The 14241-nt window shown below is 63.8% G+C and carries 11 protein-coding genes; all 11 read left to right on the top strand.

Annotated features, from left to right (window positions below; translation table 11 throughout):
* Nucleotides 1–7 precede the first annotated feature (7 nt).
* The 11 genes from AU252_RS12565 to AU252_RS12615 all read left to right on the top strand — a co-directional run bounded on the left by AU252_RS12565 (nucleotide 8) and on the right by AU252_RS12615 (nucleotide 13967).
* On the top strand, nucleotides 8–1000 hold the full coding sequence (locus AU252_RS12565; protein ID WP_083510366.1) for an ABC transporter permease: 993 nt from the start codon (nucleotides 8–10) through the stop codon (nucleotides 998–1000).
* The gene (locus AU252_RS12570) at nucleotides 997–1899 is read left to right on the top strand and encodes an ABC transporter permease (RefSeq protein WP_058931014.1); all 903 of its coding nucleotides are present in this window, start codon (nucleotides 997–999) and stop codon (nucleotides 1897–1899) included. Before AU252_RS12565 ends, AU252_RS12570 begins: the two co-directional genes overlap by 4 nt.
* 101 nt (nucleotides 1900–2000) lie before the next feature.
* On the top strand, nucleotides 2001–3539 hold the full coding sequence (locus AU252_RS12575; protein WP_058931015.1) for an ABC transporter substrate-binding protein: 1539 nt from the start codon (nucleotides 2001–2003) through the stop codon (nucleotides 3537–3539).
* A 76-nt stretch (nucleotides 3540–3615) separates the two neighbouring features.
* The gene (locus AU252_RS12580) at nucleotides 3616–4614 is read left to right on the top strand and encodes an ABC transporter ATP-binding protein (protein WP_058931016.1); all 999 of its coding nucleotides are present in this window, start codon (nucleotides 3616–3618) and stop codon (nucleotides 4612–4614) included.
* Nucleotides 4604–5584 carry an ABC transporter ATP-binding protein gene (locus AU252_RS12585; RefSeq protein ID WP_058931017.1) on the top strand — a complete coding sequence of 327 codons (981 nt, stop codon included), beginning with the start codon at nucleotides 4604–4606 and terminating at the stop codon, nucleotides 5582–5584. The genes AU252_RS12580 and AU252_RS12585 overlap by 11 nt, the downstream gene beginning before the upstream one ends.
* A gap of 48 nt (nucleotides 5585–5632) precedes the next feature.
* On the top strand, nucleotides 5633–6619 hold the full coding sequence (locus AU252_RS12590; protein ID WP_058931018.1) for a cyclase family protein: 987 nt from the start codon (nucleotides 5633–5635) through the stop codon (nucleotides 6617–6619).
* 48 nt (nucleotides 6620–6667) lie between these two features.
* Nucleotides 6668–8206, top strand: a complete 1539-nt coding sequence (locus AU252_RS12595) for a Re/Si-specific NAD(P)(+) transhydrogenase subunit alpha (RefSeq protein ID WP_205630571.1) — start codon at nucleotides 6668–6670, stop codon at nucleotides 8204–8206.
* 5 nt (nucleotides 8207–8211) lie between these two features.
* Nucleotides 8212–9636 (top strand): Re/Si-specific NAD(P)(+) transhydrogenase subunit beta, encoded by a 1425-nt coding sequence (gene pntB, locus AU252_RS12600; protein ID WP_058931020.1) that lies wholly within the window; start codon nucleotides 8212–8214, stop codon nucleotides 9634–9636.
* A gap of 2 nt (nucleotides 9637–9638) precedes the next feature.
* Entirely contained in the window at nucleotides 9639–10484 is an 846-nt protein-coding gene (locus AU252_RS12605; RefSeq protein ID WP_058931021.1) for an aldo/keto reductase, read from the top strand.
* A gap of 49 nt (nucleotides 10485–10533) precedes the next feature.
* Nucleotides 10534–11091 (top strand): cysteine hydrolase family protein, encoded by a 558-nt coding sequence (locus AU252_RS12610; protein WP_058931022.1) that lies wholly within the window; start codon nucleotides 10534–10536, stop codon nucleotides 11089–11091.
* Nucleotides 11092–11315: 224 nt separating this feature from the next.
* Entirely contained in the window at nucleotides 11316–13967 is a 2652-nt protein-coding gene (locus AU252_RS12615; protein WP_058931023.1) for a trehalase-like domain-containing protein, read from the top strand.
* Nucleotides 13968–14241: the final 274 nt, after the last annotated feature.

The following is a 14241-nucleotide window of genomic DNA, read 5'->3' on the forward strand; positions in this document are numbered from 1 at the left end:
CCGTCTCATGACTGATGTAATGCGCCGAGTCGGCTATGCGGCGCTCGTGATCGTGCTGGTCACCTTCGGGGTGAGCCTGCTCCTGCATTTCTCGCCAGGTTCCGTTGCCCAGATCGTGCTCGGCGAAGAGGCGACCCCCGAAAACATTGCGGCGCTTGAGCGGGAACTCGGGCTTGATCGCCCGTTCTTTGTGCAGTACCTCGATTGGCTCTGGCATGCCGTCCGGGGCGACCTGGGAACGTCGCCCATCACGGGCCGCTCCGTAACCCAGTCCATTGCCGAGCGGTTGCCGGTCACGCTGGAGATCGCCGCGCTGGCACTTATCATCTCGCTGTCGGTCGCCGTGGTCCTCGCCGTGTTGTCCGCGACCGCACCCAACAGCGCTCTCGACCGGGGAATCAACGCTGTCACGTCGGTGATCCTGTCGATACCCACCTTTGTCGCAGGCCCGCTCCTGATCTTCCTGTTCGCGATTACCTTCAAGGGATTCCCCGCGCTCGGCTGGACATCGATCGAGGCCGGCCTGGGGCCAAACCTCCGCGCAGCGTTCCTTCCTGCCCTGGCCGCAGGGCTGGTGGAGATCGCCTCGTTCCATCGCGTGCTCCGTGCGGACCTTATTGGGACGCTGCGCGAGGATTTCGTCGCGGCCGCAAGGGCAAAGGGGATGGGGCGCGCCTACGTGCTGTTCCGGCATGCGTTCCGCCCGTCCTCATTCTCGCTGCTGACCGTCTCCGGACTGAGCCTCGCGCGGCTGATCGGCGGCACCATCATCGTTGAGGCCTTGTTCGTACTCCCGGGTCTCGGGCAACTCATCACGCAGTCGATTGCCCAACGAGACGTCATCACCGTGCAGGGGGTCGTGGCGTTCATCGCCATCGTGTTCGTGATCATCAATACCCTCGTCGACGTCGGGTACGGCCTTATCGACCCACGCGTGCGGCGGGCCCCCCGGGTCCAGAGAAAACCGAAAGCGACTATCAAGAAGGAGGCCGCCGTATGACTGCCAGAGCCATCCCGCGCGAACGGGGCATCGAGACCGCTTCGCGGACGGCGGTAGCAACGCCCCGGGTTTCGATGCCGCGCAAGCGACTGTCCATCCTGGTGGTGTTTTCATACGTATGGATCGCGCTCATCGTGCTGCTCGCCATGTTTGCCCCGGTACTTCCAATCGCGGCGTATGACCAGTCAATAGGAGCGCCACGCCAGGCTCCGCGCCTCGGCGAACTCAATACCCTTCTCGGCACTGACCAAGTTGGAAGGTCCCTCCTGTCCCGTGTCATCTACGGGGCCCAGGTCTCGCTGGTTGTCGGAGTTGTCGCAGGCTTGTCCGGCGCCATCCTGGGCACGGTGTTCGGGCTGCTCGCAGGATACTTCCGCAAGGGGACCGACTGGGTGACCACCCTGGTCGCCGACGTCTTGCTGTCGTTCCCCGTGCTCGTTCTCCTCCTAGCGATCACCGCCATCTTTTCGCCCAGCATTCCGGTACTGGTGGTGGGTCTGGCCATCGCAGGCACGCCCACTTTTATGCGCCTTGCGCGGGCCAACACGATGGCCTGGTCCAACCGGGAGTTCGTGCGTGCCGCGCGGAACATGGGTGCCTCGAGCGGCCGGATCCTTATCCGCGAGATCCTTCCGAACGTCGTGCCGTCACTCGCTGCCTACATGCCGCTCGTCATCGCCGCACTCATCGTCGCCGAGGGGTCCTTGAGCTTCCTTGGCCTCGGTGTCCCGCCGCCAACTCCGAGTTGGGGCGGGCTCATCAGCTCGGGAGCCGTCGACCTTCGCACCGCGCCCTACATGGTGTTCGTTCCAGCCACGGTGCTGTTCCTTACCGTCTTCGCCCTGAACCAAGGCGGAGAACACCTCCGCCACCGTTTCGACCGCACTTTGCAGGACTGAGCGCCGCGGACCGCCGGCATGGTCTTCATGCCGAGGTCCGAGCGCTTCGTTCCACCTAACAGCATCAAGAAAGAGGAAACATGATTTCAAAGGGGAGATCCATGTTCGTCGCACTCGCGACGGCAACTGTAGTCCTGCTGGCCGGATGCGCCGGCGGGGAAACCGCCGGAAGCTCCGGCGCACCCGCGGGTGACCCGGTATCGGGAGGCACGCTCCGAGCCCTCGAGTTTTCGCAGCCGAAAGGCTTCGACCCGGTCCAGGTCTTCAGCTCCACGTCGATGCCGCTCACATACACGGCCCTGTACGGTCAGTTCCTGATCCCGAACCCCGAAACGGGCGAGTACGATTGCGGACTCTGCGAGTCGTTCTCTACCCCTGACAAAGGGGCCACATGGGAAGTCGTCACTCGAAAGGGCCTGACGTTCTCGGACGGCACACCGTTCGACGCCGCCGCCATCAAGTACAACTGGGATCGTATGAAGGATCCGAAGTTCGGATCCGCGAGTGCGGGCATCGCGAGCCAGATTGACCACATCGAGGTGGTCGACAATGAAACAGCAAAGCTCGTAATGACCGTTCCAAACCCCGGTTTCGAGGGCCTGATGCCCATCTACGCACTCCAGTGGATTGCGTCGCCGACAGCGCTGGAGAAAGGCCAGGCGGAGTTCAACAAGAACCCGATCGGCGCCGGTCCGTTCCTCTTTGACAGCTGGGTCCCCAACGGAACGCTCAAGCTCAAGAAGAACCCGGGCTACTATGACGCGCCGAAGCCCTACCTGGATGCGCTCGAAATCCAGGGCGTTGCTGACAACGCACAGCGCCTCAACGCGCTCATCTCCGGCCAGGCAGACACAATCCTCAACAGCGAGGCCTCCATCTTCGCCGAGGGTGAAGCCGCAGGATTCAAGAAAGTCGAATACCAGTTCAACGGCGGCGTCGGGCTGATGCTGAATAACGCGAAGGCGCCTTTCAACGATGTACGTGCGCGTCAAGCACTGGCCTACGCACTGGACCTGAATGCAATGTCGGATTCCATTACGCGCGGCTACCCCTCTGCACCAAAGACGCTGTTCACGGAAAACTCACCGCTCTACGAGGACATCCCGCTTACTACCCACGACCCTGAAAAGGCGCAGAAGCTCTTCGACGAGCTCGCCGCTGAAGGCAAGCCGGTGAACTTTTCCTACACGGTCTTCCCAGGCAGCGGACAACTCGTCTTCGACGCGCTGCAGTCACAGCTCCAGAAGTACAAGAACGTAACCGTCACCCCCGACCAGCGCGACACATCGCAGCAGGGCGTCGTCGGCACCACGGGCGACTATCAGGCGCTGACCTCCTCGATGGCATTCGTCGACCCCGGGTCGCGGCTCTGGGGACAGCTCCATGGCTCCGCCGACCGCACCAACTACGCCCGGTTCAAAGACGCCGAGACGAGCGCCGCGCTTGACGCCGGATTCACGGAGGATCCCAAAGCGCAGAAAGAGGCGTACAAAATCGTGCAGGAGCGGCTCGCCGAGCTGCACCCGTACATCCTGTACACGTCCTACCTCAACGGCATGCTGACTTCCGACAAGGTCCATGGAGCCACTGTCTTCGGCTACACCTCGCCGTCGGCCGCCGAACTCTGGCTCCAACCCTGAGCCAACCGGGGCATCGCGAGTCCTCCTCGTGGTGCCCCGGCCCCTCTCCCTTATATGAACTAGTGAAAGCTGCGACATGAGCGACGGAGCACTACTCGAGGTCACCGACCTCCATGCCTACATCGGCTCCCCCCGTGGAGTCGTCAAGGCAGTGGACGGCGTGTCCTTCACCCTTCAGCACGGCGAGGCGCTCGGCGTCGTCGGCGAATCCGGCTCGGGCAAGTCCGTGATGGCCCGGGCGGTGATGGGCCTGATGCCGGCCCGATCGGGGCGTACAGGCCAGGTCCTCTTCCAGGGGCGCGAAATGCTCACCATGAAGCCAAAAGAGCTCCAGGGTATTTGGGGCAAGCAGATCGCGATGGTGTTCCAGGACCCCGGACGCTCGCTCAGCCCAGTGGTCCGCGTAGAGCGCCAGCTGACCGAAGGGATGCGCCGACACCTCGGGATCTCCCGTTCGGAAGCGAATTCCCGCGCGCTGGACCTCCTCCGGGAAGTCGGTGTGCCCGACCCCGAGCGGCGGCTGCGCGCCTATCCGCACGAATTGTCCGGCGGAATGCGCCAGCGCGTGATGATTGCCGTTGCGCTGGCGTGCGAGCCGGACCTGCTGATCGCCGACGAGCCCACAACCGCCCTCGACGTGACCATCCAGCGCCAAGTACTGGATCTGCTGCGGCGGGTACAGGTGCAGCGGCGGATGTCGCTCATTCTCATCTCCCACGACCTGCACGTCGTTGCGGGAAGCACAGACCGCACCGCCGTCATGTACGCGGGCCGCATCGCCGAAATCGGTGCGAGCCGAACCGTGTTCCAGGACCCGCGCCATCGCTATACCGATGCGCTGCTCTCGGCGACTCCGACGATCAATCATGAGCGCCACGCGCCGCTCAACGTCATCCCCGGTTCGCTGCCCTCTCCGACCGCCCCTCCAGCGGGTTGCCGCTTTGCGCCCCGGTGCGCGGCATCAACGCCGGACTGTATCGAAGTGCAGCCTCCTATGCTCTCGTTTGCCGATGACCATGAAGCCGCGTGCACCCACCCTGTGAACACGAAAGAAGGTGAGCTCGTTGGCCGGTAGCGGAAGCGCGCACCTGCGCGGCGACGCGGCAGTTCTGTCCGTCGAAAATCTTGAGGTCGAATATCACACGTCGGGAGGGAGTTTCAAAGCAGTCGCCGGCGTCAGCTTCGATCTCCTGCCCGGTGAAACGCTCGGCATCGTCGGTGAGTCCGGATGCGGGAAGTCGACGACGGGACGGGCCGTACTGCGCCTCGATCCAATCGCCGGAGGGCACGTCCGGTTCCGGGACGAGACGATCGAAACCGCCACCCACAAGCGGATGCGGGAACTCCGGCGTGACATGCAGATGATCTTTCAGGATCCGGTGAGCTCGCTCAACCCGCGGCGCCTGGTGAAAGACATCGTCACCGAAGGCCTTGCTATCGGTGGGCAGGGCGCGAAGGAACGTGCGGCCGTCGTTGACGAGCTGCTCGAACAGGTGGGTCTGCCGACGGAACGGTTCGCCGAGATGTCGCCGCGCCAGCTCTCTGGTGGTCAGGCGCAACGTGTCGCCATCGGCCGGGCGCTCGCCGTCCGCCCCGGCCTGCTCATCTGCGATGAGCCGGTATCCGCGCTCGACGTATCGGTGCAGGCACAGATTCTGAACCTGCTGGAGGACCTGAAGAGCAAGTACGACCTCACGATTGTCTTTATCGCCCATGACCTTGGCGTGGTGCGCAGCTTCAGTGACAAGGTGCTCGTGATGTACCTCGGCAAGACCTGCGAGTTCGGTGATTCCGTCGAGGTTTACGAGCGGCCGGCCCACCCCTACACGCGAGGTCTGTTGGACTCGGTGCCGTCGCCTGAAGTGGAAGGCGGATTCGTCGGTCCCGCTCTCTACGGCGATTTGCCCTCGCCGCTCAACCCGCCGTCGGGCTGCCGTTTCCGCGCACGGTGCCCGAACAGCCAGGAGAAGTGCGCAGTTGAAGAGCCGGCCATGCGCGAGGTTCGCCCGGGCCAGTTCGCGGCGTGCCATTTCCCGCTCGTTTAGCGTCCCTGCCTCATAAGTTTCGTTTCAAAGAATTGGAGTACCCAAAATATGTCTGTTGACCTCGCCCCCGACCCGGTCGCACCCTGGCTGCGTGAGCTCGGAGCAGCCCACGACGCAGCCCGCCATGTCGACGGAGTGCAATGCCGCGGCTCGGTGACGCTCATCGACGAGGCAGCCCGCCTCCGGGGAATCGCTGCGGTGTCCCTCGGCAAGGCGATTTCGCTAGAGCGTGAGATCGAGACCCGGGCCAAGCAGCTTGAAGCCCTCGCCGTTGTGGCCGAGGAGGAAAAGCTGCAGTGGCAGGCACTCGCCGTTGCTGAGCTCCCCGACGGTCACGGAAGCGTGGACCTCGACGTGAGGGTCGGCATCCATGGCCGGTCCGCACACGGTGGTGACTTCATCCGCTACGACGCCCACGGCATTCACAACACGCACATGGACGGGCTAGCCCATCTGGGGGCCGACGAGAGCTGGCATGGTCCCATCCCGGCACGGTCCTCGGAGACCGACGAAGACACAATGGTCAACTGGGCTCAGCACGGAATCGCCACCCGGGCGGTGCTGCTCGACATCCCGGCCGTGCGCGGCGTTGAGTGGGTCACCGCTGAGTCACCGGTAACTGCGGCGGACCTAGATAAGGCCCTTGACGCCACGGGCGTCACGCTCGAGCCCGGCGACGCGCTCCTCATCTACCAGGGCCGGGATCGATTCGAGGCCGCGGGCCACCGCTACACGCCGGGAGCCGTACTCCAGCCCCGGCCCGGAATCGGAAAGTCGGGCGCGCAGTGGATCGCGTCGAAAGATCCGGGCCTGGTGTCTTGGGATTTCCATGACGCACGATTCGACCCGCCGCACGCGCTCGAAGTGCACGGACTCATTTATGCCATAGGTCTCTGCCTGATTGACAACAGCCTTCTCGGCCCTGCTGCAGCGGCGCTCAGGACCGCAGGCACCTCCACCGGGTTCCTGGTCGCCGCTCCCACAGCGATTCATCGCTCAACGGGCGTCATCATTAACCCTCTCCTCATCTACTAAGCGCTGAGCACCACAGTCCTGATCTGACCACTACCCGAGGAGATGCCGATGCGAATCGGAATTATCGCCGAACGTGCGGATGGCGAAACACGCGTCGCCGGCACCCCGTCCACCGTCCCCCACTTAATGAAGCTCGGCTACGAGGTCGTGATCGAGCGCGGTGCAGGGGCCGGATCTGCTTTCCCTGACAGCGACTATGCGAACGCTGGAGCGGAGATCGTCGATCAAAGCGCCGCTTGGAGCGCGGACGTCGTGCTCACAGTGAATGCTCCGTCCGATGACCACCTTGCGCTACTGGCCGAAGGCGCCACGCTGGTGTCCTGGCTGAGTCCGGGCCTGAACCCCGACATCGTAGACAAGCTCGTCGCGCTGCCTATCACAGCACTCGCTGTAGATGCCGTTCCGCGTCTGTCGCGGGCGCAATCGATGGATGTCCTTTCCTCCACCGGCAATATCGCCGGGTACCGTGCCGTCGTCGAGGCGGCGAATCAATTCGGGCGGTTCTTCACCGGACAGGTCACGGCGGCGGGCAAGGTCCCGCCGGCGAAGGTCCTTGTCGCTGGCGCCGGCGTCGCCGGCCTTGCCGCGATCGGTACCGCATCGAGCCTTGGGGCAATCGTTCGTGCGACAGACCCGCGCCCCGAAGTAGCCGAGCAGGTGAAATCGATCGGCGGCAGCTACCTCGCCGTTGAGGTCGCCGAGAAGATGGAGTCGACCGACGGCTACGCCAAGGCTACGAGTGAGGCCTACGACCGGCGAGCTGCCGAGATCTACTCGGAGCAGGCACGGGATGTCGACATCATCATCACCACCGCCAACATCCCCGGTCGAGCGGCTCCGAAGCTCTTTACCGCTGCCGACGTAGCTTCGATGAAGTCAGGTAGCGTCATCGTCGATCTCGCGGCCGCCAACGGCGGGAACGTCGAGGGTACGGTGCCCGGCGAGCTCGTTGTCACCCCCAATGGTGTAACGATCATCGGCTACACCGACCTCGCGCGTCGACTGCCGGCGCAGGCGTCGCAGCTCTACGGGCAGAACCTGGTCAACCTCCTGAAACTGCTCACTCCCGGGGAGGATGGCGTACTGGTCCTCGATCACGACGACGTGGTGCAGCGCGCGATCACAGTGGCGCAGAATGGCCAGAGACTGTGGCCGCCGCCCCCCGTGCACGTCTCGGCCGCACCCAAGGCGACCACCACAGACGAAGCTTCGGCAGCCCCGGTGAAGGCGGCCAAGAAACTTTCGAAGCCCGCACGCGCCGCTCTCACTATTGCCGGCATCGGTGCCTTGTTCGGGACCATTGCCATCGCACCGGCGCCGTTGCCGCAGCACATCACAGTGCTGGTGCTTGCGGTCGTGATCGGGTTCTACGTGATCGGCAAGGTACACCACGCGCTGCATACCCCGCTCATGTCGGTGACCAACGCCATCAGCGGCATCGTCGTGGTCGGGGCAATGTTGCAGCTCGCGATCGACGACCCCGTAACGAAGGTGCTCTCCGCCGCCGCCGTGCTCCTCGCCAGCATCAATGTCTTCGGCGGCTTCGCCGTCTCCCGCCGCATGCTCCGCATGTTCTCGAAGGACTGAACGCCATGACTACCGATTCCCTCTCCGCGGTGACGCTCGCAATTTCCGGCGCCGCCTACATTGTGGCCGCGCTGCTCTTCATCCTGAGCCTCGCCGGTCTCTCGAAGCACGAGACCGCCCGCGGCGGTCTCACGTACGGCATCGCAGGTATGGTCATCGCGATGGGTGCCACGTTTGGTCTGGTGATCCGGGGCGCAGATCAGCTCGGCATCATCCTTCTCCTCGGCGCCGTGGCAATCGGTGCCGCCGTCGGTCTGTGGCGCGCGGCCAAGGTCGAGATGACCGGGATGCCCCAGTTCATTGCCCTCTTACACTCCTTCGTTGGGCTGGCAGCGGTGCTCATCGGCTGGAGTGGCTTCCTCGACAGCGCCCACACCTCCTCCGACCTGGTCGGCATCCATCGCGGCGAGGTCTTCGTCGGCATTTTCATCGGTGGCGTAACGTTCACGGGCTCGATCGTCGCCTTCCTTAAGTTGTCGGCGCGCATCAAGTCCGCTCCACTCGTGCTTCCGGGCCGCAACGCGCTGAACGTTGGCGCGCTCGTGGTCTTCATCGCGCTAACGGCATGGTTCGTCATCACGCCGTCAACCTGGTGGGTCGTGGCCGTCACCGCGCTTGCGCTGCTGCTCGGGTGGCACCTGGTCGCGTCGATCGGTGGCGGCGACATGCCCGTCGTCGTCTCGATGCTGAACAGCTATTCCGGCTGGGCAGCGGCGGCGAGCGGCTTCCTGCTGAACAACGACCTGCTCATCGTCACCGGCGCGCTCGTGGGATCCTCAGGCGCCTACCTCAGCTTCATCATGTGCAAGGCGATGAACAGGTCGTTTATCTCGGTGATCGCGGGCGGATTCGGCATTGCCGCTCCGACCCAGGGCAGCGAGGAAACAGGCGAGCACCACGAGATTACCGCGGAAGAGACGGCGCGGCTGCTGGCCGATGCCAAGTCGGTCATCATCACACCCGGTTTCGGTATGGCTGTCGCGCAGGCGCAGTACCCCGTCGCGGAACTCGCGCGCTCACTCCGTGAACGTGGAGTCGATGTCAGATTTGGCATACATCCGGTTGCCGGCAGGCTCCCCGGACACATGAACGTGCTGCTCGCGGAGGCGAAGGTGCCGTACGACATCGTGCTTGAGATGGACGAGGTGAACGATGATTTCCCGGAGACCAGCGTTGTGCTGGTGATCGGCGCGAACGACACGGTGAATCCGTCTGCGGCGGAAGACCCGAGCAGCCCGATCGCCGGGATGCCGGTGCTGAAGGTATGGGAGGCCGAGGAGGTCATCGTGTTCAAGCGGTCCATGGCGTCGGGCTACGCCGGCGTCCAGAACCCGCTGTTCTTCCGGGACAACACTCGGATGCTGTTCGGCGATGCGAAGGAACGGGTGGAGGAGATTGTGCACGCTCTGAGTGGGGCACGCGTCTCCTGATCATGCAGGCCGTGACCCTGAATAATGGCGTCGAAATGCCGGTCCTCGGGTTCGGTGTGCTGCAGATCCCCGACGACGAGACCGAGAAAGCAGTCCTGACCGCCCTGCAAGCAGGCTACCGTCTGATCGATACCGCCGCGCTCTACCGGAATGAGGAGGCCGTCGGCAGGGCCATCGCCAAGAGCGGGATCCCGCGGGAGGAGCTGTTCGTCACCACCAAGGTCTGGGTGCAGAACTCGGGCGAGCACAACACGGTCCGGTCCTTCAACAGCTCGCTCCAGCGCCTGGGACTCGACTACGTGGACCTTTACCTGATTCACCAGCCTTACGGTGACTACTACAGCGAGTGGCGGGCCATGCAGGACCTCCATCAGGACGGCCACGCTAAGGCAATCGGCGTGTCCAACTTCCACCCGGACCGCCTCGTGGACCTCATCACGCACAACGAGATCACCCCGGCCGTCAACCAGATCGAAACCCACCCGTTCTACCAGCGCACCGAAGACCAACGCATCATGAAGGAACACGGCGTGCAGATCATGTCCTGGGGGCCCTTCGCCCGAGGGAAAAATGACCTGTTTACCCACCCTGGACTCACATCGATTGCCGAGGCGCACGGCAAGTCCGTGGCGCAGGTGGTCCTCCGTTGGCTCAACCAGCGCGACGTCGTCGTGATCCCCAAATCCGCGAAACCTGAACGCATCGCGCAGAATATCCAGGTCTTCGACTTCACCCTCACCGACAACGAGATGGCCCAAATCGCACAGTTCGACGCCGGAACATCCCTGTTCCTCGACCACCGCGACCCTGGCATGACCGCCAAGCTCGGATCAATTCGCTTCAGCTGACCCGTTACCCCTCACGCCGGACCAACCGCCATGCAAAAGGAGAGCGCCCATGTCGATAAATGTGCTTGACCAACAAATCGCCCTGATCGTGATCGACTTGCAGGCCGGAACTGTCGCCAACCCTTCGGCGCATCCCACCGGCCAGATCGTTGCCCGGGCAGGTGAACTGCTGTCAGCCTTCCGTCAACGCGAATTCCTCGTGGTGCTGGCTACGGTTGACGGAACGCCGGCAGGCCGTACCCACTACGGCGAAGGTGCGCGTCAGTTCCCACCCGAGTGGAACGAACTCCTGCCCGAGCTCAACCGGCAGCCCCAGGACGTCGTCGTCGTCCGACGGACCTGGAGCGCGTTCGCAGGTACCGATCTCTCATCGCTATTGAGGGAACGTCGTGTTACCCAGGTCGTTCTCGCAGGGATGGCGACCAGTTTCGGTGTGGAGTCGACGGCCCGCGACGCGTACGACCTTGGCTATACAGTGACCTTGGCGATCGACGCCATGACGGATCCGAACCTGGATGCCCACCTCAGCAGTGTCAGCCGTGTCTTTCCCGCTCTAGGGCAGACTGGTTCAGCGTCGGAGATTATCGCCCTGCTTGAAAGTCGCTGAGCTTTGGCTCTCAGAGCCTTCCGTCCCCGGACATGTCACCGCCAACATCCAACTGTCTGAGTCAACGCGAACTCTTGACACCGACGTTCCCGAGAAACACCATGGGTTCATGGTTCGCCGTGCATGTTCGTGGGTGAAATGCCCGTCAGACGTAGACGAAAACCCGTCCCGACGCGCTGGAACTGTCAAAGCCCAAGTCGGAGGCTGACGGTAAGGAAACTGCGATGACAACTCCTGATAGCCGATGGTCGGCCAGACGGTCGGTGGCCAATTCTGCCCAGCTTTCCGACTCGCTGCCGCAGGACCTCCTCAGGTCCCTGCTCCAGTCGGACGCTACAGGTGAAACACTGTCGCCGCAGCTTCTATCCGACCTGAAGATATTGGCACGCACTCCGAACCTTCTGGTGGCCTGTAACTACGGCGGGACACTCACCACCGAGGGGACCTCAGTGGCGGCCCTCCCGGTGGGCAGTGCCTCGATTGCCCTGCGTGCAATCGCGGCATTGCCCAACACGCACGCGGCAGTGATTTCCGGACGTTCACTGCGAGACCTGGCTTCCGCGTCGCGGCTGCCTGCGGAAGTCCACCTGGTGGGTTCCCACGGTGCCGAGTTCGACATGGGTTTTCTCTACAGCCAGCCGCCGAGCACCATTTCCGTCCTGCAGGAAGTAAGAGCCGCCCTAGTTGAAGCGGTGGGGTTGGAAAAAGACTTCAGGATCGAGAGAATTTCGAGTAAAGCCGTTGGGGTGTCCGTTCACCTGATCGGGAAGCCGCCGGACGTGGCAGCCAGGGTGACCGCCAAAGCAGAGCAGATCGCCCGGGACCATGGGATGTTCTTCATGGTGGACGGATCCGTCCTGGAGCTGTCTCTGGCGGAACCTTCCAAGGGCCACGCGCTCGAACGCCTCCGATCCGAGCTGCGCATCACTGCCGCCCTGTACGCCGGGGATGGCCCCAGTGACGAGTACGCATTGGCCACACTGCGAGGTCCGGACCTGGGGCTGAGGGTGGGGGAGGGGCCGCAGGACGGACGCCGACTGCGGGATCCGGATGCCTTCGTGATGGTCCTGGCCGTGCTGTTCGAGCTGCGCCGCGCCTGGCTGTTTGGCGCAGACGCCGTCAGCCTGGAACGGCACACCCTCTTGGGAAACGGATCCTCCACGGCGCTCGTGACCCCGGCTGCGAAGATCTGCTGGATGACCCACCCGATGCCGGAATCGGGCTCGCTGTTCGCACAAATCCTGGGCGGGGACGCCGCCGGTCACTTCAGCGTCGAGCCGGTGAAACCATCCCGGGTGCTGGGGCAGCGCTACGTGGACAACACGATGATCGTCGAGACCCGGTGGGCGGATGTCACGGTCACGGATTACCTGGAGCAGTCGGCGGACGGGCTCACGAGCCTGGTGCGGGTGCTCTCCGGCACCGGCACGGCGAGGATCATTTTCGCGCCCCGGCCGGATTACGCCAGTGCCCCGTTTAGCATGGAGGTCCGCGGCCATGAGCTCCATGTTCTGGGCGTCTCCGATCCGATTGTCCTGCATTCGCCGGGCGTCGGCTTCATGGTCAGCACCGACGGCCGCCATGCGACAGCGACGGCGGATGTGGACCTGGGCAACGGGACGGTGGTCCTAAACCTCCGCTGTGGAGACACCGAATCTTTTGTGCTGGATCCCGACGGCGAGCCGGCCCGCCGGGCCGACGTCGCCGCAGGATCCCGCGCCTGGGTGCGGAAGCTGAAGCTGCCTGCGGTCAGTCCAGCCCTGGTCAAGCGCTCCGCGCTCATCCTCCGGGCCATGGTGCACGAACCGACCGGCGGAGTTCTTGCGGCGCCCACCACTTCGCTACCCGAGGGAATCGGCGGAATCCGCAACTGGGATTACCGGTACTGCTGGCTGCGGGACGGTTCCATGACCGTGAAGGCACTGGTGGATCTGGGTTCCACGGAAGAGGCCGAGGGCTTCCTACGGTGGCTCGGCCGGATCCTGGACGAGGCTCCAGGCCCCGAGTGGCTGCACCCGCTGTATTCGGTGAGCGGGAAAGCCATGGTTACAGAGGCCACCATCGAGAGTTTGCCAGGCTATGCAGGGTCGCGACCGGTGCGGATCGGCAATGCCGCGGACCACCAGGTGCAGCTGGACGTCTTCGGCCCGATCGCGGAGCTGATCCACGGGCTGAGTGAATACCGCGATCTCCTGACCGATTTTCAGTGGGAACTGCTGGAGCAGATGGCAGCGGCTGTCATGGCCCGCTGGCACGAACCCGACCACGGGATCTGGGAAGTCCGGCGCCCGCAACGGCACCACGTCTATACGAAGGTCATGTGCTGGGTCACGCTGGACCGGGCGCTGCGCACCGCCGCGCGCCACGGCCGGGTGCCTGATCCGCTGTGGCGCATCACCGCAGACACCATCCGGGACGAAGTCCTGCGTCAGGGCTGGAACGAGGATTCGGCGTCGTACACGGTGGCCTACGGCAGTCCGGATCTGGACGCGGCGGTCCTGCATATCGGCCTCTCCGGCCTGCTGGACGTGGACGACCCGCGATTCCTGGGAACGGTCAACGCCGTCGAACGCGTCCTGCGGGTGGGTCCCACCGTTTTCCGGTACAGGTACGACGACGGGCTGCCGGGTCTGGAGGGCGGCTTCCACATCTGCACGACCTGGCTGATCGAGGCCTATCTCGCAGTCGGCCGCGCCGATGATGCCCAGGTACTGTTCGGCCAGCTCGTGAACCTGATCGGACCCACCGGGCTGCTGCCCGAAGAGTATGACCCGGTGACAGAAACGCACCTAGGCAACCATCCGCAGGCCTATTCGCACCTGGGCCTGATCCGATGCGCGCAACTGCTGGACCGGTATCAGGTTCAGGAGGGCTAAGCCTTGATCCACCAACCTACTTATTGGGCGTCCCGGCGTTGAATTTGGCTGCGGAGTTCCGGTTTTGGGGCGTGCGGGAGTGTCCGGGCAGTGGAAGCCTAAAGGTTCTGTAGGGGATTGGCCATGGCGGCATTTGACGCCTGTTATAACAACTCGTGCCTGTAGTGCAGGAGGAACTCATGCTTGTAGTGAAGGCCGATCCAAGGGGATTCAGTAAATTCGTCAATATTGATCACCTGGAGCGGCGCTGGTGCCTCTTCTGCGCGGGTTTTCC

The sequence above is a fragment of the Pseudarthrobacter sulfonivorans genome (genome assembly GCF_001484605.1).
Classification (GTDB): domain Bacteria; phylum Actinomycetota; class Actinomycetes; order Actinomycetales; family Micrococcaceae; genus Arthrobacter; species Arthrobacter sulfonivorans_A.